The sequence below is a fragment of the Rhizobium croatiense genome, from assembly GCF_019793465.1.
GTDB classification, from domain to species: Bacteria; Pseudomonadota; Alphaproteobacteria; order Rhizobiales; family Rhizobiaceae; genus Rhizobium; species Rhizobium croatiense.
This window is the reverse complement of record NZ_JAILYJ010000006.1, coordinates 247327-269161: the sequence shown is the minus strand read 5'-3', so window position 1 is coordinate 269161 and position 21835 is coordinate 247327. Positions and strand designations below refer to the sequence as shown.

15 protein-coding genes are annotated in these 21835 nt (G+C 62.9%); 10 read left to right on the top strand and 5 right to left on the bottom strand.

Translation table 11 applies throughout. The features are described from left to right. Positions 1 to 66: 66 nt before the first annotated feature. Entirely contained in the window at positions 67 to 978 is a 912-nt protein-coding gene (locus K6M89_RS12485) for a LysR family transcriptional regulator (RefSeq protein WP_097582010.1), read from the bottom strand. Between the two features lie 164 nt (positions 979 to 1142). Between K6M89_RS12485 and K6M89_RS12480 the strand changes: the two genes are divergently transcribed. From K6M89_RS12480 to K6M89_RS12455, 6 genes are all read left to right on the top strand, one after another. Then, positions 1143 to 1958, top strand: coding sequence for an alpha/beta hydrolase fold domain-containing protein (locus K6M89_RS12480; RefSeq protein WP_222139643.1), 816 nt, complete (start codon positions 1143 to 1145; stop codon positions 1956 to 1958). Positions 1959 to 2004: 46 nt separating this feature from the next. After that, entirely contained in the window at positions 2005 to 3195 is a 1191-nt protein-coding gene (locus K6M89_RS12475; RefSeq protein WP_222139642.1) for an efflux RND transporter periplasmic adaptor subunit, read from the top strand. Positions 3196 to 3331: 136 nt separating this feature from the next. Beyond that, the gene (locus K6M89_RS12470) at positions 3332 to 6532 is read left to right on the top strand and encodes an efflux RND transporter permease subunit (RefSeq protein ID WP_222139641.1); all 3201 of its coding nucleotides are present in this window, start codon (positions 3332 to 3334) and stop codon (positions 6530 to 6532) included. Between the two features lie 289 nt (positions 6533 to 6821). Next, positions 6822 to 8606 (top strand): IlvD/Edd family dehydratase, encoded by a 1785-nt coding sequence (locus K6M89_RS12465; protein WP_222139640.1) that lies wholly within the window; start codon positions 6822 to 6824, stop codon positions 8604 to 8606. 132 nt (positions 8607 to 8738) lie between these two features. After that, positions 8739 to 10556 carry a putative bifunctional diguanylate cyclase/phosphodiesterase gene (locus K6M89_RS12460; protein WP_222139639.1) on the top strand — a complete coding sequence of 606 codons (1818 nt, stop codon included), beginning with the start codon at positions 8739 to 8741 and terminating at the stop codon, positions 10554 to 10556. 259 nt (positions 10557 to 10815) lie between these two features. After that, on the top strand, positions 10816 to 11664 hold the full coding sequence (locus K6M89_RS12455) for a GNAT family N-acetyltransferase (RefSeq protein WP_222139638.1): 849 nt from the start codon (positions 10816 to 10818) through the stop codon (positions 11662 to 11664). Here the strand turns inward: K6M89_RS12455 and K6M89_RS12450 are convergent. After that, complete coding sequence (locus K6M89_RS12450) at positions 11661 to 12578, bottom strand: DMT family transporter (RefSeq protein ID WP_222139637.1); 918 nt, start codon at positions 12576 to 12578, stop codon at positions 11661 to 11663. The genes K6M89_RS12455 and K6M89_RS12450 overlap by 4 nt on opposite strands. A gap of 193 nt (positions 12579 to 12771) precedes the next feature. Between K6M89_RS12450 and K6M89_RS12445 the strand changes: the two genes are divergently transcribed. Both K6M89_RS12445 and K6M89_RS12440 read left to right on the top strand, forming a co-directional pair. Continuing rightward, positions 12772 to 14070: an adenylosuccinate synthase gene (locus tag K6M89_RS12445; protein ID WP_097581998.1), complete on the top strand. Its 1299-nt coding sequence runs from the start codon at positions 12772 to 12774 to the stop codon at positions 14068 to 14070. A 61-nt stretch (positions 14071 to 14131) separates the two neighbouring features. After that, entirely contained in the window at positions 14132 to 16636 is a 2505-nt protein-coding gene (locus tag K6M89_RS12440) for a hypothetical protein (protein ID WP_222139636.1), read from the top strand. Between the two features lie 413 nt (positions 16637 to 17049). Here K6M89_RS12440 and rpoH read toward each other — a convergent pair whose 3' ends face one another. Then, the gene (gene rpoH, locus K6M89_RS12435) at positions 17050 to 17958 is read right to left on the bottom strand and encodes an RNA polymerase sigma factor RpoH (RefSeq protein ID WP_222139635.1); all 909 of its coding nucleotides are present in this window, start codon (positions 17956 to 17958) and stop codon (positions 17050 to 17052) included. A 189-nt stretch (positions 17959 to 18147) separates the two neighbouring features. Then, positions 18148 to 19173 carry an RluA family pseudouridine synthase gene (locus K6M89_RS12430; protein WP_222139634.1) on the bottom strand — a complete coding sequence of 342 codons (1026 nt, stop codon included), beginning with the start codon at positions 19171 to 19173 and terminating at the stop codon, positions 18148 to 18150. A 41-nt stretch (positions 19174 to 19214) separates the two neighbouring features. Here K6M89_RS12430 and K6M89_RS12425 point away from each other — a divergent pair, with 41 nt between their 5' ends. Both K6M89_RS12425 and K6M89_RS12420 read left to right on the top strand, forming a co-directional pair. Beyond that, on the top strand, positions 19215 to 19598 hold the full coding sequence (locus K6M89_RS12425; RefSeq protein WP_222139633.1) for a hypothetical protein: 384 nt from the start codon (positions 19215 to 19217) through the stop codon (positions 19596 to 19598). A 7-nt stretch (positions 19599 to 19605) separates the two neighbouring features. Next, positions 19606 to 20430 (top strand): TrmH family RNA methyltransferase, encoded by an 825-nt coding sequence (locus K6M89_RS12420; protein ID WP_222139632.1) that lies wholly within the window; start codon positions 19606 to 19608, stop codon positions 20428 to 20430. Between the two features lie 107 nt (positions 20431 to 20537). Here the strand turns inward: K6M89_RS12420 and K6M89_RS12415 are convergent, their stop codons facing one another. Then, positions 20538 to 21698, bottom strand: a complete 1161-nt coding sequence (locus K6M89_RS12415) for a coiled-coil domain-containing protein (RefSeq protein WP_222139631.1) — start codon at positions 21696 to 21698, stop codon at positions 20538 to 20540. Positions 21699 to 21835 lie beyond the last annotated feature (137 nt).

The following is a 21835-nucleotide window of genomic DNA, read 5'->3' as shown; positions in this document are numbered from 1 at the left end:
CCGATGTTCAAAATATTGCGGCCCGTCGAAGGTACCACTCCTTCCGGGCCGTATCTGTTTTGCGGCTCAATAGTCGTTCAGCTTGGCCTCGACCAGAAGCTTCACCAGCCAGTCGACGAAGACGCGGACCTTGTTGCTGAGGTGGCGGTTCGGCGGATAGACGACATAGAGCGGGATCGGATCGCGGCGCCATTCCGGCAGCACGCGGACGAGTTCGCCCCGCCGCATCGGCTCGCGCGCCATGAAGGTTGGCACTTGCGCGACACCGAGCCCCGTCAGCGCCGCGGTCAGATAGGTGCGGCTGTCGTTGACGGAGGCGATATAGCGCGGGTTGGTTTCAATCGTCTCGTTGTCCCTGCGAAATTCGAAGGGCAGCGTCCGGTTGTTCTGAGCGCGGAAATAGTTGACCGAGTAATGTGCGGCCTCCAGATCCTCAGGGCGTTCGGGCATGCCGAATTTCTGAATGTAACTTGGCGAAGCACAGGTGATGAGCTCCATCTCCGAAACGCGCCGGGCGATCAGCGACTGGTCGGTGGGCGTGCCGGCCCGCAACGCGCAATCGACGTTTTCGACCAGATAATCCACCGTTCGGTCGCTGACGCCGAGGTCCAGACGGATATCGGGATAGCGCTGATAAAAGTCGCAAAGGGCCGGGACGACAATTGCGTCAGCAAAGGCGCCGCTCATTTCGACGCGCAGCCGACCGCTCGGCAGGCTCTGCGAGTTGGAGAGGCTGCCGTCGAGTTCCTCCAGTTCGGAGATAAGCTGGGCGGCGCGTTCGTAATAAAGCGCGCCGTCCGTGGTCACCATCACCCGGCGCGTGGTACGATTCAGAAGCTTGGTGCGCAGATGCGCCTCCAGGCCCTGGATAAGATTGGTCACCGTCGCCTTGGGCATGGCGAGCATGTCGGCGGCGCGGGTGAAATTGCCCGTCTCCACCACACGGATGAAGACGCGCATTGCCGAAAGCTGATCCATCGGTTTCAAGTCCGCAGTTTGCGTTGCACCATTATTCGAAAATTGGAACAGTGTAATCGCGATATCGCTTCTTATTCCCTGTTCTGAATAACAATATCTTTTTTATGCAAAATGCAAGCGACGGGCGTTGTCTGTTTGTCGCGATGCGCACAGAGGCCGGAACCATGACGGTGGAGTGGAAAGATATGATGCTGGACAAGGTGGCCATCGGCCCCGTTTCCGCACGCATCTACCAGGGCGCCGATTACGGCAAAGGACCGCCGATCGTGCTTTACCTGCATGGCGGCGCGTTTCTCGATCAGGAGACAAATGTCGACCGGCCGGTGGCGATCAGCCTCGCCAAGGCCGGCGCCATCGTCGCCGCCGTCGATTACAGCAGCCTGTCCGACAATCTGTTTCCGAAAGTGCTGGAAGTTTCCTTTTCCGTTTTCACCTATCTCGCCAACAAGCGCGCTGCCGGCCTTGGCGACCGCAAGTCGCTGCTGTTCGTGGCCGGTGAGGAGGCCGGCGGCAATGTCGCCGCCGGTGTGGCCCTGAAGGCGCGCGACCAGTTGCCCGACGCGCTCGACGGTCAGGTGCTGATTTCGCCGCTGCTCGATCCCTTCATGGGCACTTCCTCGATCCGCAAGGCGGAAGGCATCGGCATGCGGCAGCGCTGGACGGAGGGCTGGAGCCATTACTTGAGCGGCGGCGGCTGCCACCCTTACGCAGCACCTTGCCTCTGTTCGCGTCTTGCAGGCGTCGCCCCGGCGCTGATCTTCACCGCCGAGGACGATCCTCTGCACGACGAAACTATTGGTTACGGTGCCCGCCTGAAGAAGGCCGGTGTCGGTGTGCGCCAGCATGTCCTTCCCGCCGGGACGGGCTGGCCCTCGATTTATGGCGGGAAATCCGGGGAAGTGCCCGATTGGCAGGAACACGTCAGCCGCCATTTCGGAGATTTCCTTCAGGACGTAAGCGTCCAACCGCAATTGCATTGAAGAAGATCTGATATTTCGGCGGCTTGGGGCCGCAAGGAGAGTACTGATGACGTCCAGAAGCAAGCGCTGGGCCCTGGTGGGCGCCGGCATAGGCCTTATTGCGTCGGTTTCCGGCGCTGCATTGTTTTTCGAACTGCCGATGAGCACGACCGCCACGGCCGCTTCCGCCCCGGCGCAGCCTCCTGCCGTGCCGGTGACGGTTGCCGTCGTCACGGCGCGCGACGTGACGGCCTGGGAGAGTTTCTCCGGCCGCCTCGAAGCCGTCGACCGTGTCCAGGTTCGTTCCCGCGTCGCCGGCGCCATCCTGTCGGTGGCCTTCCGCGAAGGTGCGCTGGTCAAGCAGGGCGACCTGCTCTTCACCATCGACCCGGCTCCCTATCAGGCGAGCGTAGCGCAGGCGCAGGGCCAGGTCGCCTCGGCCGAAGCCAAGGTCAGCCTGGCGCAGACCGAACTCGATCGCGGCCGCAGGCTTTCCGACAACCGCACCATCTCTCAGAGCGATCTCGATCAGCGCCAGAGCGCGCTGGCCGAGGCGCAGGCAGGACTGCGTTCGGCACAGGCCGCATTGCAGTCGGCCCAGCTCGATCTCGATTATACCGAAGTGCGGGCGCCGGTGTCCGGCCGCATCGGCAAGATCGAGGTGACCGCGGGTAACCTGGTTGCTGCCGGCTCGGCTTCGCCGGCGCTGACAACGCTCGTTTCGGTCGATCCGATCTATGCGAGCTTCAATGCCAGCGAAGAGATGGTGACGCGTGCCCTTGCCCAGCTGCCGCAGACGGACAGCGCCTTGCCGCCGGTCGAACAGATCCCCGTCGAGGTCGGCACGCTGGCCGACAGCGGCACACCGATCAAGGGCAAGCTGCAGCTGATCGACAACGAGGTCGATGCGTCAAGCGGCACGATCGGCGTGCGCGCCGTCTTCGACAATCCGGGCGGGCGCCTGATCCCCGGCCAGTTCGTGCGGGTGCGCATGGGCCAGCCGAAGACCGAGAACAAGATCGTCATCAGCGATCGTGCCGTCGGCACCGACCAGGACAAGAAGTTCGTCTTCGTCGTCGACGGCGAGAACAAGGTGGCCTATCGGCAGGTGCAGCTCGGCACGCTGTCTGACGGTCAACGGGTGGTCGAAAGCGGCCTGAATGCCGGCGAAAAGATCGTCGTCAACGGTCTGCAGCGCATCCGTCCGGGCGCCGTCGTCGTGCCGCAGATCGAAGAGAAGGTCGCGACCGCTCAGTAAGACTTCGCCCTCCCCGGCGGGGCAAGACTATGCCTCGCCCGGGAGGCCCATGCTCGAATTGATATGACCCGCCGGTGGTTCCCAAGCCGCCGGAGAGGCACTTTGCATCCATGTTCACCCCGGAGAGGGCTTTGATATGAACATCTCCAGATTCTTTGTCGACCGCCCGGTTTTTGCCGGCGTTCTTTCGGTCCTCATCGTGGTTGCCGGCCTGATCGGCCTCAGGGCGCTGCCGATTTCCGAATATCCCAACGTCGTGCCGCCGTCGGTCGTCGTGCGCGCCACCTATCCCGGCGCCAATCCGAGCGTCATTGCCGAAACGGTGGCGACACCGCTCGAAGAGCAGATCAACGGCGTCGAGGACATGCTCTACATGTCGAGCCAGGCGACGTCGGACGGCGTGCTCAATGTCACCGTCACCTTTAAGCTCGGCACCGACCCAGACAAGGCGCAGCAGCTCGTGCAGAACCGCGTTTCGCAGGCCGAGCCCCGTCTGCCGGCGGAAGTCCGTGCGCTCGGCATTACGACGGTCAAGAGCTCGCCCGACTTTATCATGGTCGTCAATCTCGTCTCCGACGGCGACAATCACGACATCACCTATCTGCGCAACTACGCGACACTCAACGTCAAGGACCGGCTCGCCCGCATTCCGGGCGTCGGCCAGGTGCAGGTTTTCGGCGCCGGCGACTATTCGATGCGCGTCTGGATCGATCCGCAGAAGGCTGCGGAGCATGATCTCGCCGCCAGCGATATCAGCAACGCCATCAGCTCGCAGAACGTCCAGGCCGCCGCCGGTATCATCGGCGCATCGCCCAGCCAGCCGGGCGTCGACCTGCAGCTCAACGTCAATGCTCAGGGTCGCCTGCGCACGCCCGAAGAGTTCGGCAACATCATCGTGAAGACGGGCGCCAACGGCGAGATCACCCGCCTTCGCGATGTCGCCCGTATCGAGCTCGGCGCCGCCGATTATACGCTGCGCTCGCTGCTCGACGGCAAGCCGGCTGTTGCCGTCGCCGTTCTTCAGGCGCCCGGTTCGAACGCGATCGAAATCGCCGACAATGTGCGCTCGACCATGGACCAGCTGCAGCTGGCCATGCCCGAAGGCGTCAAATACGAAATTGTCTACGATACGACGAAGTTCGTGCGCGCCTCGATCGAGAAGGTCATCGATACGCTGCTCGAAGCCGTCGCGCTCGTCGTCCTCGTCGTCATCCTGTTCCTGCAGACGTGGCGCGCTTCGATCATTCCGCTGATCGCGGTTCCGGTCTCGATCATCGGTACCTTCGCGGTCATGTACGTCTTCGGCTTCTCGATCAACGCGCTCAGTCTGTTCGGGCTGGTGCTGGCGATCGGCATCGTCGTCGACGACGCGATCGTCGTGGTCGAAAACGTCGAGCGCAACATCGAGCACGGCTTGTCGCCGCGGGCGGCTACCTACAAGGCGATGAAGGAGGTCTCCGGTCCGATCGTGGCGATCGCGCTGGTGCTGGTCGCGGTCTTCGTGCCGCTCGCTTTCATCTCCGGCCTGTCGGGTCAGTTCTATCGCCAGTTCGCGCTGACGATCGCGATCTCTACCGTCATCTCGGCCTTCAACTCGCTCACCCTGTCTCCGGCGCTCGCAGCCCTTCTCTTGAAGGGGCACCACGCGCCGAAGGATTGGCTGACGCGGTTCATGGACGCCATCTTCGGCTGGTTCTTCCGCGGCTTCAACCGCGTCTTCGGCGCCGGCTCGAACGCCTACGGCAAGGGTGTGGGCGGGCTGGTGTCGCGCAAGAGCATCGTCATGGTGGTCTATCTGGCGCTGGTCGGCGCCACCTACAGCATGTTCACCACCGTCCCGGGCGGCTTCGTGCCGTCGCAGGACAAGCAGTATCTGATCGGCTTTGCCCAGTTGCCGGATGCCGCAAGCCTCGACCGTACGGAAGACGTCATCAAACGGATGACCGACATCGCGCTCGCCCAGCCGGGCGTCGCCAATGCGATCGCCTTCCCGGGCCTGTCGATCAACGGCTTCACCAACTCTTCGAATGCCGGCATCGTCTTCGTGACGCTGAAGGATTTCGAGGAGCGCAAGACGCCTGATCTCTCGGGCGGCGCCATCGCCATGGCGCTGAACCAGAAGTTCGGCGCCATCCAGGATGCCTTCATCGCCATGTTCCCGCCGCCGCCGGTCAACGGTCTCGGCACGACAGGCGGTTTCAAGCTGCAGATCGAGGACCGCGCCGGTCTCGGCAACCAGGCACTCGACGAGGCCACCAAGGCGGTGCTTGCCAAGGCCTATCAGACGCCTGAACTTGCCGGGCTGTTCTCGAGCTTCCAGATCAACGTGCCGCAACTCTATGCCGATCTCGACCGCGCCAAGGCCGAGCAGCTCGGAGTTTCCGTCACCGACGTCTTCCAGACGCTGCAGATCTATCTCGGTTCGCTCTATGTCAACGACTTCAACGCCTTCGGCCGCACCTACAGCGTCCGGGTGCAGGCCGATGCGAAATTCCGCGCCCAGCCGGAAGATATCGGCCAGTTGAAGGTTCGTTCGGCATCGGGTGAGATGATCCCGCTGTCGGCCCTCCTGAAGGTGGAGCCGAGCACGGGTCCGGAGCGCGCCAACCGCTATAACGGCTTCCTTGCCGCCGATATCAACGGCGGTCCGGCACCGGGCTTCTCCTCCGGCCAGGCGCAGGCGGCAATCGAGAAGATCCTTCGCGAGACACTGCCTGCGGGCATCGACTTCGAATGGACGGATCTGACCTATCAGCAGATCCTGGCCGGCAATTCGAGCGTTGTCGTCTTCCCGCTGGCGCTGCTGCTCGTCTTCCTGGTGCTCGCCGCCCAGTATGAAAGCCTGACGCTACCGCTTGCGATCATCATGATCGTGCCGATGGGTGTGCTGGCTGCTTTGACGGGCGTCTGGCTCACCGGTGGAGACAACAACATCTTCACCCAGATCGGCCTCGTCGTTCTTGTCGGTCTATCGGCGAAGAACGCGATCCTCATCGTCGAGTTCGCCCGTGAACTGGAGTTCGAAGGCAGGACGCCGCGGGAGGCCGCGGTCGAGGCCAGCCGCCTGCGTCTTCGCCCGATCCTCATGACTTCCATGGCCTTCATCATGGGCGTCGTGCCGCTCGTCGTCTCGACCGGCGCCGGTGCGGAAATGCGTGCCGCCATGGGTGTCGCGGTCTTCTCCGGCATGATCGGAGTGACGTTGTTCGGCATCTTCATGACGCCCGTCTTCTACGTGCTGCTGCGCCGGATGACGGGCAACCGCCCGCTGGTCCAGCACAAGCCGGACGAGCACAAGGAGGAAGAGGCCGAGGTCATCAGGCTCGCGGCCGAATAAACGAATTCAACCTTCCTTTGTCGAGTAAATCGGGCGGGAACTGCGGTTCTCGCCCGTATCGTTTCCGGGCGTCCGACAAAAATGCGTTACGTTCATCAAAACGGTTGCAACCATGGGCGAGGGGACTATCAAAGACGGATAGCAGCTGGGAGGATCGGCGCGGGCCTTACCTCCGCCATCTCGATACGCAATGCCGGCGAGGCCGGAGCGCTTGCGGGAGATGGTTAGACGGACTGAAGCCCCGACTTCTCGACTTCGAAGAGAAGTATGGCCGATCGGGAGGATGGTAATGACGGACAGCCAGACGAAGAAACGCCGCTTGCGTTCGCAGGATTGGTTCGACAATCCCGATCACATCGACATGGCGGCGCTCTATCTCGAGCGTTTCATGAATTACGGCATCACGCCGGAGGAGTTGCGCTCCGGCAGGCCGATCATCGGGATTGCCCAGAGCGGCAGCGATCTTACACCCTGCAATCGGGTGCATATCGAACTCGCCAATCGGGTGCGCGACGGCATTCGCGATGCCGGCGGCATTCCGATTGAATTTCCCACACATCCGATCTTCGAGAACTGCAAGCGCCCGACGGCCGCGCTCGACCGCAATCTCGCCTATCTCGGCCTCGTCGAAATCCTTTACGGTTATCCCCTCGACGGCGTGGTGCTGACCACCGGCTGCGACAAGACCACGCCTTCGGCGATCATGGCGGCTTCGACGGTCGATATTCCGGCGATCGTGCTCTCCGGCGGGCCGATGCTCGACGGCTGGCACGAGGGGGAGCTGGCGGGCTCCGGCACGGTGATCTGGCGGATGCGGCGGAAATATGCGGCGGGCGAAATCGACCGGGAGGAGTTTCTGCAGGCGGCGCTCGATTCGGCTCCTTCCGTCGGCCATTGCAACACGATGGGCACCGCTTCGACGATGAATGCGCTGGCCGAGGCGCTCGGCCTGTCGCTGACCGGGTGCGGCGCCATTCCGGCCGCTTACCGAGAGCGCGGCCAGATGGCCTACCGCACCGGACGGCGGGCCGTCGAGATCGTGTTCGAGGATCTGAAGCCGTCGGATATCCTGACGCGGGCGGCCTTTCTCAATGCGATCCGCACCAATTCGGCGATCGGCGGCTCGACCAATGCACAGCCGCATCTGGCTGCGATGGCCAAGCATGCCGGCGTCGAACTCTATCCCGACGACTGGCAGGTGCATGGCTTCGATATCCCGCTGCTGGCCAATGTCCAACCGGCCGGCGCCTATCTCGGCGAGCGTTATCACCGCGCCGGCGGGACGCCGGCAATCATGTGGGAGCTGCTGCAGGCCGGAAAACTCGACGGCAACTGTCGCACGGTGACAGGCAGGACGATTGCCGAGAACCTGAAGGGGCGGGAGGCCGGCGACCGCGAGGTCATCCGGCCGTTCGAGGACCCGCTGAAGGAGCGCGCCGGTTTCCTGGTTCTCAAGGGCAATCTCTTCGACTTCGCCATCATGAAGATGAGCGTGGTTTCAGAGGATTTCCGCCGGCGCTATCTCCAGGAGCCGGGGCGAGAAGGCGTCTTTGAGGGCAAGGCGGTCGTCTTCGACGGGTCGGAAGATTATCATCGTCGCATCAACGATCCCGCCCTCGGCATCGACGAGAATACGATCCTGGTGATCCGCGGCGCCGGGCCGCTCGGCTGGCCGGGGTCGGCCGAGGTTGTGAACATGCAGCCGCCGGATCATCTTCTGAAGCGCGGCATCCGCAGCCTGCCGACGATCGGCGACGGCCGTCAATCGGGCACGGCGGACAGCCCCTCGATCCTCAACGCTTCGCCGGAGAGCGCTGCCGGCGGCGGCCTCGCATGGCTTCGCAGCGGCGACACGATCCGCATCGACTTCAACCACGGGCGCTGCGACATGCTGGTGGATGACGTCGAGATCGAACGGCGCAAAGGCGAGGGCATTCCGCCGGTGCCGGCGGATGCCACGCCGTGGCAGCAAATCTACCGCCGTTCCGTCACACAACTGGCGGACGGCGCCGTTCTGGAAGGGGCAGCGGACTTCCGCCAGATCGCGAAAAAACCACCGAGGCATAATCACTGATCCTTTAGTTGCGGCAGATCGCAAGTCCGTTGATCCAAAAGGGGAAAGCCGTAACGAAGATTTCACCTCGTCATTTGTTCGGTACATAAGACTAGGCTTCCTTAATGCCGGCCGAAGACCATATTTGCAATTATGCAAGCTTCGAAGGCTGAGGCCGTGTTGCCAGAAAATAAAGCCACACGATCAGAACAAGAGTTTCAGGATCTTCTGCGCCGGCTCGAACTCGCTCTCGACGCATCCAGGATCGGTGTCTGGGAGCACAGCATCGCAAAGGACGGGATATTATGGGACGCACAGATGCACCGGCTCTACGAGACCGGCGAAACATGTCGGCAAGTGCCGGTATGGTTCTGGTCGAATGCGATCCATCCCGACGATCGCGAGCGGGCCGAACGTGATTTCGAGCAGGCCATCGCTGCGCGCGGCGCCTATGACTCGCAATTCCGGATCGTGCTGCCGAGCGGCGAAATCCGGCATCTTCGCTCGCGGGCGCATTTTTATGTGGATACGGAGGGCGCGCCCTCCTTCATCGGCGCCGAGTGGGATGTGACGGCCGACGTGCAGCTCAACGCCGAGCTTGCACGGCAAAAGATGATGGCAGAGGCGAGGGCGCTGGCGCTTGAGGAAAGCAACGCGCGCATCGAGCATGTCGCCGATCACGATTATCTCACCGGCTTGCCGAACCGGCGCCTTCTCGACAAGCGGCTGGCGGAGCTGCCGGCTGACAGGAGCGTTGCGACGCTTGGCGTGCTGCATCTCGATATCGACCAGTTCAAGCAGATCAACGACAGCCACGGCCATGCGGCCGGCGACGCCGTACTCAAGGCTGCGGCCCTTCGCATCGCCGCCGCCATTCCCGCAAACGGCATGGTCGCCCGCGTCGGCGGTGACGAGTTCGTCGTCGTGCTGGTCAATTTCACCGATCTGGCCGAGCTGAAACTGATTACAGAGGATGTTCAGCGGCGGCTGCGGAAAAAGATCCGTTTCGGCCAGGAGATGCTGCAATCCGGGGCTTCGATCGGCGTATCGTGGAGCGGCGATCGGCGGGCGCGCAACCTGCTGGCCGAATCCGACCTGGCGCTCTACCAAGCCAAGCAGCTCGGGCGAAACCGCATCGAATTCTTCACGCGGCAACTGCAGGAGGATCTGCGATCCAAGCGTCGACTGGTCGAAGAGCTGAAGCTCGGGCTGGAGCGCGGCGAGATCATTCCCTATTATCAGGTGCAGCTCTGCGCCACAACGCGTCAGGTTATTGGCTTCGAGGCGTTGGCGCGCTGGAAACATCCTGACAAGGGCGTGCTCGCTCCGGGCATATTTCTGAAGATTGCCGACGAGCACGGGTTTGCGGCGGAGATCGATTCGGCGATCTTGAAACGTGTTCTCGAGGACCGGCAGTTCTGGCAGTTGCACGGCCTTGCGGTTCCGCGCATCGCCGTCAACATTTCGGCGTCGCGCCTTGCCGACCCGGCGCTGCTCGGCAAGCTGAAAAAACTCGACATTCCGCCCGGCGCAATCGTATTCGAGCTGGTCGAGACGATTTTCCTCGATGACAGCGACGAGACGCTGCTCGATCATATCAATGATATCAAACAGCTGGGCATCGACATCGAAATCGACGATTTCGGATCGGGCCACGCCTCGCTCATCGGTCTCGTTAAGCTGCGGCCGAAGCGGCTGAAGATCGACCGGCAACTCGTTGCCGAGGTCGTCAGCTCGGAGGAGCAGCGGCGCGTGGTCGGTTCGATCGTCGAAATCGCCAAGGCGCTCGATGTCGAAGTGATCGCCGAGGGCATCGAGACCGAGGCCCATGCCACCGTGCTGGCGCAGCTCGGCTGCGATGGCCTGCAGGGCTATGTCTTTGGCTATCCCACGCCGGCAACCGAGACGGGCCTGCTGTTCTCGTCGGCGGTGGGCGGGGCCGGAAAGCACAAGGCAGCGATAGGCGGCTAATGTCGGTGGAATTGCTTGCTCGTCACCGGCAGGACGATAATCGGGCGGCAAGTAATTTTCTTGGGCTTGCAACGACATTGTTTCATGGTAATGCGGAAACAAAGCTTACTGCATTGCATCGAAAATGATTATACGCGTCGTCAAGACCATCAGCGCGGCTTCTCCATCATTCGCAGCCGCGATCGGGGGAGCGGTGACCTGACAATTGCTTTGCCGTTGGCGGGATGGACTTGCAGGACATTCAATCTGGGAAGGTCGCATGAATTCGGAATTTGCCGTTCGTTCGATGCGGCCCGGCGAATTGGAGCTCGTGCTCGAATGGGCGCGTCAGGAGGGATGGAATCCCGGCCTCGACGATTCGCTGGCATTCCTCGAAGCTGATCCGACGGGTTTTTTCGTCGGCGCCATCGGCGAAGTCCCTGTCGGCTCGATCTCGGTCGTCAAATATGGCGACAGCTTTGCCTTTCTCGGCCTCTACATCGTCCACCCCGATTTCCGCGGCAAGGGTTACGGCAAGGCGATCTGGCAAACGGGGATCGCCACGGCGGAAGGCCGAACGATCGGTCTCGACGGCGTCGCCGCCCAGCAGCAGAACTACCGCAGGGCCGGCTTCGAACCCGCTTATCTCACCATTCGCTATGGCGGCGTCGCCAGCGCGCTGCCGGCTTCGACGCTCGTTGCGCATCCGGTGCTGGATTCGCGCCTGGAAGGGCTGCTGCGTTATGATTCAGCGATCTTTCCGCAGCCGCGGGAAGCCTTCCTTGCCGCCTGGTGCACCGGCCGCAAGGGACGGCGTACCGCCGTCGTACGGAAGAGCCACAAAATCCGTGGCTATGGCACGATCCGCCGCTGCTACGAGGGCTACAAGATCGGCCCGCTCTTTGCCAATGATGCCGATAGCGCCGCAGCACTGCTTGCCGAACTGGCCCCCGAAGCGAAAGGAGCAACAGTCTTCATCGATATTCCCGCCGAGAACCGCGAGGCGATCGCGCTTGCCGAAGGCATGGGCCTTCAGCCGGTGTTCGAGACCATGCGCATGTATCGCGGGCCAGCGCCAGCCACGCCATTGAAGCACGTCTTCGGCGTCACGACGCTGGAGCTTGGCTAATCCACCGGTGAGGCGGGCACGGTTGGAGCCGAAGCTTTCGGACGGCCTTTTTCGGCGATGGCGATGCCGCCGAGCGTCAGGGCCAGCGCGACCATATGGAAGGACTGCAGCGTCTCGCCGACCAGGGCGACGGAGAGCAGGGTTCCGAATACCGGCACGAGGTTGATGAACAGGCCGGCCCGGTTGGCGCCGATTGCCTCGACGCCCTTGATATAAAGAATCTGCGCCAGCAGCGAGGGGAAGATCGCCGTGTAGAGAGTGATGCCCCAGCCGGCCTGATCGGGCCATTGCGCCGCACCCCGGCCTGCCTCCCAGAGGAGCAGCGGCAGCGATGTCAGCATGGCGGCAAAGGCCGGGAAGGCCATCAGCGTTCGCCAGTCGACCCGGGGTTTCCAGCGTAGGAAGATCGTGTAGAGCGAATAGGCGACGATGGCGATCAGCATCAGGCCGTCGCCCCGGTTGAGCTGCAGCTGCAGCAGCGAGGCGAGGTCGCCATGCGCCGCTGTCAGCGCCACGCCCACCAGCGTCATTCCGAAGCCGAGGCATTGCGCCAGCGAAATGCCGGTGCGGAAGAAGACGAAATTCAGCAGGAAGATCAGCATGGGAATGCCGGCCTGCTCGATGGCGACATTGATCGCCGTCGTATACTGCACCGCCGAGTAAAGCATGGCGTTGAAGAGGGTGTAGCCGATGGCGCCGTAGCACAGCAGCAGTGGCAGGTTTTTTCTGGCGACCGGCCAGTCCTTCTTGAGTTGTGGCACCGAGATCAGGGCGATCAGCGCGACGGCAAGGAACCAGCGCAGGAAGGTCAGCATCATCGGGCTGACATGGCCGACCGCGAGCTTGCCGGCGACGGAGTTGCCGCCCCAGCAGAGGGTGGCGATGACGAGGCAAATATAGGCCGTGGCTTGCAAGAGCGTTTCTTCCTCGTCTTTTGATGATCAACAAGCGGCGTTTTCCCAGGGGAAATAGCCTGCCGACTGCTGATTTGTCACGTAAAAAGCCCAATCGCCTGTGACAACAGGGTCGCTTTCCCAAAAACAAAGCTTTATAGATGCGCGGGTTTGAGCAGGTGCGCGGTTCCGCGCCGGTAACAGGAAGAGTTAGATGACGAACGTAGTCGTGGTCGGTTCGCAATGGGGTGACGAAGGCAAAGGCAAGATTGTCGACTGGCTTTCGGAACGCGCGGATATCGTCGTGCGCTATCAGGGCGGTCACAATGCCGGTCATACGCTCGTCATTGACGGCACGAGCTACAAGCTTTCGCTGCTGCCGTCCGGCGTCGTGCGCCCGGGCAAGATGGCGGTGATCGGCAACGGCGTCGTCGTCGACCCGCATGCGCTGATCGCCGAGATCGAAAAGCTCGCCGGCCAGGGTGTGACGATCACCCCCGACAATTTGCGCGTGGCCGACAACGCGACGCTCATCCTGTCGCTGCACCGGGAGCTGGACGCGATGCGCGAGGACGCGGCCTCCAACAGCGGCACCAAGATCGGTACGACGCGCCGCGGCATCGGTCCGGCCTATGAAGACAAGGTCGGCCGCCGCGCGATCCGTGTGATGGATCTTGCCGATCTCGACAGCCTTCCCGGCAAGGTCGATCGGATCCTCACCCATCACAACGCCCTTCGCCGCGGCCTCGGTGTCGCCGAAGTCAGCCACCAGACCATCATGGACGAACTGACCTCGGTCGCCGAACGGATACTGCCGTTCCGCGATACCGTCTGGCTTTTCCTCGACAAGGAGCGCCGCAGGGGCGCCCGCATCCTCTTTGAAGGTGCACAGGGCAGCCTGCTCGATATCGACCACGGCACCTATCCTTTCGTCACCTCCTCGAACACCGTGGCTGGTCAAGCGGCGGCCGGTTCCGGCATGGGGCCGGGTTCGCTGGGTTATATTCTCGGCATCACGAAGGCCTATACGACACGCGTCGGCGAAGGCCCGTTCCCGACGGAACTGAAGGATGAGATCGGAGAGTTTCTCGGCCAAAAGGGTCATGAGTTCGGCGTCGTCACAGGGCGCAAGCGCCGCTGCGGCTGGTTCGACGCCGCGCTGGTGCGCCAGTCGGTCGCCACCAACGGCATCACCGGCATCGCGCTCACCAAGCTCGACGTGCTCGACGGCCTCGAGGAACTGAAGATCTGCGTCGGCTATATGCTCGACGGCGAACAGATTGATCATCTTCCCGCAAGCCAGGGAGCGCAAGCTAGGGTCGAACCGATCTATATCACGCTGGAGGGCTGGAAGGAATCGACCGTCGGCGCCCGCAGTTGGGCAGATCTTCCGGCACAGGCGATCAAATATGTTCGCCAGGTCGAAGAGCTGATCGGGGCGCCAGTCGCGCTCCTGTCCACCAGCCCGGAGCGGGACGACACGATACTTGTGACCGATCCGTTTGAGGATTAAGGTCACCGGTCACTGCGGAGGATAGGTTCGGGAGAGTACCGGACTTCTTGAGAAAGTACTGATGGCGGATTTTATTGCAGTTATTCGGCGGGCCGTCGACGGCCTGGCCGAAAATACCCCCGAGATGCGGGTAAAGGTCTACGAACGTGCTCGCGGCGCAGTGCAGCGGCAGCTCGAGAACATGAAGCCGCGTCCGCCGGAAGCCATGCTGCAACGCCAGCTCGAAAAGCTCGAGGCCGCCATCCGCGAAGTGGAGGGTGAGCACTCCGAGGCGCTGTCACTCGATAAGGCGGCTGACGCCGTCGCTGTGCCGGAGCCCGTCGAGGAATACGCGGCTCACGGTGAAAGCGAACCGGTGCCGGTGTCAGAGCCGGCCGCCGACGAGCCGGCCGAGGAAGCCGATGCAGAACCGCCGGCGGCAGAGGCCGTCGATGAGCCCGATCAGGTCGAAGCTGCCGCGCCGCAGGAAACTCAGGAAGAGGTCGTAGCCGAGGAAGCCGAGCCTGCGGAACCCCAGCCTGCAGAGCCCGAGCTCGTGGAAACACCCGTTTCCACCGAGACGGAAGCGCCCATTGAGTCATACTGGCATCCCTCCCATGAGGAGGAGGCGCCGGCCGAGGAATGGCATGCCGGCGAGGCGCGTGAGGTCGCTGGCGAAGAGGTGGCGTCTGACCATGACGGCTTCGAACCGCCGCCTGCCGGGCATGGCTACGAGCAAGCCGACGACGATCGTGCCGATGAGCAGCCTCCCGCGGAAGCCGAAGAGGTCGCGGCCGAACCGGCGACTGTTGAAAGCCATGAGCCGAATGCCGAGACGGCTTACGAGCCCATCGAATCGTTTCAGCCGGTCACACGCGGCCTGGAGCATGCATCCAATCGGCTGGTCGAGCCGGTCGCTGATTTCGATCGTGCGCAGGAATTCGTCGAACATAGCCGCGAGGAGCCGCTGCAGGCGGATGCGGCGGCGCATTTCGACCCCGTCTGGACCGAACCCGCTGCCGAAACACCGGCTCCGGCGCCGAAGGATGCCGAGACCGAATGGGCGGAAGAGGAGCTCCGGCAATATTCGGAAACCGCTCCGGCCGCCGCCGACACCTCGGCGCGCGCCTTCGAAGAGGTGATATCGAGCCTCGAAAAGATAGCACCCGCGGCCGTCATGCCGGCTGCCAAGGAAAGTTTCTCCTGGGAAACGGCCGCCTTCGACGATCTGCCGCCGATCGAGGCCGGCAACAACAAGAAGACGCCGGTTTCCTCGCATTTCGACGATGTCGATATCTTTGCTGAAGTGCACGACGGCAAGGCCGCGCCCGCTGCCGGCGCGCCGAGCGAAGGATGGCGCGAAGCCAAGGCACTGCGTGGTTATGACCGCCGCGGCTCGGTCGCCGCTGACGATGACGACGCCAATCCGGCGATGGATATCGATCAGATCGTCGCCGCCAAGCTGCAGGGCAAGAATTTCCGCATGGAGCCGAAGCGGCGCCGCTTCGGCATCGGCACGGTGATCACCCTGATCTTCGCGCTTATCCTGATCGGCGGCGGCGTCTATGCCGGCTGGACGAACAGAGAGGCGCTGGTGGCGATGGTCGATGGGCTTGTCAGCTCGGCACCATCGCAGTCCACCAGGAACGAGGCGGCAACGACGCCGGCGGAACCCGAGACGCCTGCTCAGCCGAGCACGCCGACGCCAGCCGAGCCAGCTACCCCGGAAGCGCAGAATACGCCGCCGGCACCGGCAGAGCCGAACCAGCAAGTGGCGTCATTGAACAATGACGGTGCGGCGGCCAATTCCAAATTCACGCAGCGGCTGCTTTCCGATGGAAGCGAAGTCGACAGCGGCCCGGCGGCTGTGCCGGGAACGCCGACCGCCGAGGGGAAATCGGTGGCCGAGCAGAATGTCGCGGCTGCGGATACGCCGGCCGCCAGCGCCCAAGGTGATACGGCCCGGCCGGAAACGCTGACGCCGAACGGTCCTGCGGCATCGCCGCAGCAGGCCGCCCCGGTTGGGTCGTCGGAAAAGATGTTCCTCTACGAGGAGCGTATCGGCCAGAGCTCGCCGACGGCGATCGAGGGAACGGTTGTCTGGAGCGTGCAGCACGAGGCCGGCCAGGGTGGCCGGCAGGAAGCGACAGTCCAGGGCAACGTCACCGTTCCCGAGCGTAATCTCTCGGCTCTCGTCACCTTCAAGCGCAACTCCGATCCGTCGCTGCCGGCAAGCCATCTTGTCGAGATCGTCTTCTCGGTGCCGCCCAATTTTGAAGGCGGCAGTATTGACAGCGTCCAGCGCATCTCGATGAAGCGCACGGAGCAGGATCGCGGCGACGCGCTGATTGCGGTTCCGGCCAAGATCACCGACGATTTCCACATGATCGCGCTCAACGATTATCCCGATGCGCGCAAGGCCAATCTCGACCTGATGTCGACCCGCAACTGGATCGATATCCCGATCACCTACCGCAACGGTCGCCGCGCGCTGCTGACGATGGACAAGGGCGGCACGGGAACGGATGACTTCAATACCGCTATCAAGGAATGGACCGCGCTCGGGGATGTCTCGACCAGCCAGTGAGGTGGTTCGTGGGCGGCGAGTGGTTTCATTTCTCTTCGCTCGCGCTCCCCTTCATCCGGTTGCCGCCACCTTTCCCGGTTGGGTGAAGAGTATGGGCAAGCGGCTTGGCCCCCTCTTCTCCACAGCGGGGAGAAGGTGGCCCGAAGGGTCGGATGAGGGGGCGACACGGCACGCCGCTCATATTGCCCTTCGCTTGCGCTCAGCGCATTCGCGGCTTTGCCGCTCACCCCCTCATCTGCCTGCCGGCATCCGCCGGGGTTGAGCCACGCGTCTCGACCCGTCCTTCGGACCCCCGCCGGGAGACAGGGAATCGTGGCAAGGTCTCGCGTCCTCCCTAAGCACTCACCTCAGACACAAAAACGCCACCTCCCGCACCGGGGAGATGGCGTTGCCAATTCTAGACTTCAGCCTTTTCAGGCTGTGGCGTCGACGACGCGGACGGCTTTGGCGCGTTCCAGGGCTTCCTTGCGGACAGCGTCCTGCACCTTCTCGAAGGCGCGAACCTCGATCTGGCGGACGCGTTCGCGGCTGATGTCGAATTCGGCCGACAGGTCTTCCAGCGTCACCGGCTCCTCGGCGAGGCGGCGGGCCTCGAAGATGCGGCGCTCGCGTTCGTTCAGCACGCTCATCGCTTTGCTCAGCATACGTCGGCGGGTTTCGAGCTCGTCCTGCTCGATCAGCACGTCTTCCTGGCTGTCGTGATCGTCCACAAGCCAGTCCTGCCATTGGCCGCTGTCGCCTTCGGCCGCCTTGATCGGCGCGTTCAGCGAGGCGTCGCCGGAAAGACGGCGGTTCATCGAAATGACCTCCTCCTCCGAGACGTTCAGCTTGGTGGCGATTTCCGATACGTGCTCCGGCTTCAAGTCGCCGTCGTCGATCGCCTGAATGCGACCCTTCAGCCGGCGCAGGTTGAAGAACAGGCGCTTCTGGTTTGCGGTCGTACCCATCTTCACCAGCGACCACGACCGCAGGATATATTCCTGTATCGAGGCCTTGATCCACCACATGGCATAGGTCGCGAGGCGGAAGCCGCGTTCCGGATCGAATTTCTTGACCGCCTGCATCAGGCCGACATTGCCTTCGGAGACGACTTCGCCGATCGGCAGGCCGTAGCCGCGATAACCCATGGCGATCTTCGCAACGAGGCGCAGATGGCTGGTGACGAGCTTGTGGGCGGCGTCGCGGTCGCCGTGCTCGGCATAACGCTTGGCCAGCATATATTCCTGCTGCGGTTCGAGCATCGGGAATTTGCGGATTTCGTCGAGATAACGATTGAGGCCGGCTTCGCCGGCGGTAATGGACGGCAAGGTATTTCGGGCCATAGTGCACCCTCCTAAAGTGAATTCCGGTTCCCAATGAAAACGCGTCCCCGCGTCGAATGGCAAACCGGGACGTGCGGCTTTCTACCAAGCCCGCACTAAGTCTATATACAGATAAGTATGGCGAAACGGCGGTTCAAGGCGCCGCTCACGCAGGTGTGAGACGGGGAAGGCTGAATTTCGCAGTCCCTTCTAACTCCGCAATGCCTCGACAAGTTCCACCATATCCTCAGGCAGCGGTACCTCGAAATGCATGAGTTCGCCGGTGCGGGGATGCTCGAATTGCAGCATGAAGGCATGCAGCGCCTGGCGGTCGAACCCGTTTACCACCTTGCGGATCTCTTCGGGCAGCAGATTGGCCTTGGTCCTGAAGCCGGCTCCGTAGACCGTGTCGCCGAGCAGCGGGTGGCCGATATGAGCCATGTGCACACGGATCTGATGGGTGCGGCCGGTTTCGAGGCGGCACTCGACCAGCGAGGCGAGCGCCGTCGCGTCCGGGGTTTCGTGAAAGCGCTCGATCACCTCGTAATGGGTGATCGCCTCGTCGGCGTCATGGCTGTCGGGGCGCTTGACGGCGCGCCGGGTGCGATCGCCGGTGGCGCGGCCGAGCGGCGCGTCGACCGTGCCTGTCAGTGACCGGGGCCGGCCCCAGACGATTGCCTGATAGGCCCGCTCCAGCGGCATGGTACGGCCATGATCGGCAAACTGGAGCGAGAGATGGCGATGGGCAATGTCGTTCTTGGCGACGACCATGACGCCCGTGGTGTCCTTGTCGAGACGGTGGACGATGCCGGGGCGGCGCACACCGCCGATGCCGGAGAGCGTATCGCCGCAATGGTGGATCAGCGCGTTGACCAGCGTTCCAGTCCAGTTGCCGGAGCCGGGGTGGACGACCAGGCCGGCCGGTTTCGATATGACGACGACGTCATCGTCCTCATAGAGGATATCGAGCGGAATATCCTCGCCCCTGGGCGTCGGATCTTCCGGCTCGGGCAGGGTAATCTCGAAACTGTCGCCGACGCGCACCTTGCGCTGCGGATCGGTGACGGGTTCGCCGCGCATCGAAACCTGGCCGTCCTTGATCAGCGCCTTGATGCGGCTGCGGGAAAAATCCTCGCCGACCTGCGCCGTCAGCCAGGCGTCGAGCCGGCCTTCCGCGGTTTCATCGGCGGTCAGGACTTTTCTAATGCCCACTGCTTGTTTAAAGGGGTCGCTCAAGACGCTTCTTCTCCGACGTATTTTTAGAACGGGACGCACAGATGACAGCAATCGAGCCAGACGACCAGGAAGAGAAGCCCCTTGATCCGGCGATGGAAAGTGTCCGGCGCAAGATGGTCCGCCTGCAGATCGTTTCCGGCGCCATCATGTTCGTGAGCCTTATGGCGGTCTTCGGTGCGGTTGTCTACAAGACGATGCGCGAGCCGAAGGACACGGCCCTCGCTGCCGCCGCCTCTGGTGTGCCCTCGGAGGCGCCGCTCGCGGCGACTGTTTCCCTGCCGCTGGGTTTCAAGGTGCAGTCGACCTCGTTTTCGGCGGGGCAGATCCTGTTTTACGGCGAGACCGTCGAGGGCAAGGGCAAGGCGCTGATCTTCGATCTCCGGAGCGGCCGCACCGTCGCTGACCTGACAGTCACGGGCAATTGAGGCCGGCATGGCCGCTCCCCCGATCGCCATCGCGAATGCCGACGATCCGCGCGTCGCGGAATTCCGCGACATCCGCGAGCGCGATCTGACCGGGCGGGAAAACCGCTTCATCGCCGAGGGTACCGTCGTGCTTAGAATGCTCGCCGAGGCGCATGCGCAAGGCCGCGGCTTTCGCGCCGAGAAGATCCTGCTGCTGCGCAATCGCGTCGAGGGCATCCTGCCGATCCTGGAGCGGTTTCCCGCCGACGTGCCGGTCTATGTCGCCGAGGCTGACGCGCTCGAGGGCATCGTCGGTTTCCATCTGCATCGCGGTGTTCTCGCGCTTGGCCGCCGGGAGGAGCGCGACCAGGCAGCGCTTCTTCACGCCCTGCCGGAACGGGCGCTGGTCCTCGTCGGCTGCGGCATTTCCAATCACGACAATGCCGGCTCGATGTTCCGCAACGCCGCCGCCTTCCGGGCAGATGCCGTGCTGCTCGACGAAACCTCCTGTGATCCGCTTTATCGCAAAGCGCTGCGTGTTTCGGTCGGGTCGGTCCTGAGCGTTCCACACCGGCGCGGCGGCAAGGCACTGGATCTGCTCCTTGCACTCGCCGAACAGGGTTTTGCCATCTGGACGCTTTCGCCGCATGGGAAAACGGACATTCGCGTCATTCCGGCTGCGGCACGCATGGCGCTCGTCGTCGGCACGGAGGGGGAGGGCTTGCCGGCGGCGCTGCTGGCCCGCTTTCAGAGCGCGCGCATCCCGCAGTCGGACGAGCTCGATAGCCTCAATGCGGCGACGGCGACGGGGATCGCGTTGTTTTCCATGGCCTCGGCCATGGGACGGATCTGACCCCCAAGGCACGTCGCGATCTTTCAGATTCGCTCCCCGCGCTTTAGGTCTTTATTTTCTCGCATGTCGTTATCGCAAAACCGCTGCACACTTTTGCGCGACATGCTTTATCGCACCGGATTGGCGATGATGGCGGCCGCCCTGTCGGCAAGGCTGACGCGGTCGTTCGGGTTCTTGGTCCCGGCATCCGCCAGCAGCGTGCGGATCGGCGAGGAAGGGCCTTCGTTGAGTGCGGTCAGCGCCACCATATTGGCGGCGATCGAGGCGATCTCCTCGCGGATCGCACCATCACGTCCGGCGACGGACTTTGCCTTCTGCAGGCGTTCGGCAAGGGCGGCGCTGCGCTTGCGGGCATCCTCGCTCATCTCAGCCGTCACCGCAGCGGTGTCGAGCATGGACACGGTTGAGTCGTCGGCCGTCAGTTCGGTCGGTAATTCCGCCGCCATTTTGGCCAGGCCGGCGTCGCGCAGCACCCGGTTGATCCTGCGGATCTCGGCGTTGGCGGCTTTCAACTGCTCCTTCAGCTTGACGATTTCCTGCTGACGGCGGGCGAGCAGGTTTTCCTTCTCGGCGGCGGATGCGCTCTCACGCGCGGCCTTGTCTTCCAGGCGGATCACCATATGCTGCTGCTGTGTCAGTTTCTGCTCGGCATCCTTGGCCCGCTTCTGCAGCAGGGTGACGTCCTGGCGCAGCGTGTCGCGTTCGTCGCGCAACGCGTTGGCGCGAAATTTCAGGCTTTCCGCCTCTGTTTCACGCGCGGCCAGATCAATCCTCAGCCCGTCGGTTTGTTCGCTGAGCTTGCTCAGCCGCGTCCGCATTGCCGCCAGTTCGCTCTCCTTGTTGGCAGCGGATTGCTCAGCGATATGCAGATTGGTCTTCAACTGACTGATGTAGTTCTCGTCCTTGCGCAGGTGCGAGCGCTGCTCGGCCGCCTCGACATGCATCTCGCCGATCTGGGCCTGCAATTCACCGATATCGGCGGCAAGCCTGCCGGCATCGACGGCAAGGGCATCGTGCCACAGTTGAAGCGAGAGGGATTTTTCGCGTTCACGCAGAAGGTCCTGGGTGGTGCGCGCGTTTTCGGCGGCATAAAGGGCGCGCACCATATCTTTCTGGGCGCGGACCTCTTGCGGGCTCAGCGGCATCGTCGCTTTCAGCCGATTTTCGGTATACCAGACGATGCGGCGGTGTACGGCCGGCGAAATCAGAAAGACGAGGAAGGCCGCGGTCAGGAAGCCCAGTCCGAACAAGAGAGCGTATTCGATCACGGCGGGGCCATCGATTCGACGTTGATACTAAAACAGGATGTCAGCCCAGTCGGCCTAAGGTCTGAATCCCGTTCTCCGTTGGCCGGAACTTGACATCCGAAAACCGATTACGCTTTCGGCGTCCTATTCCGGGTCAT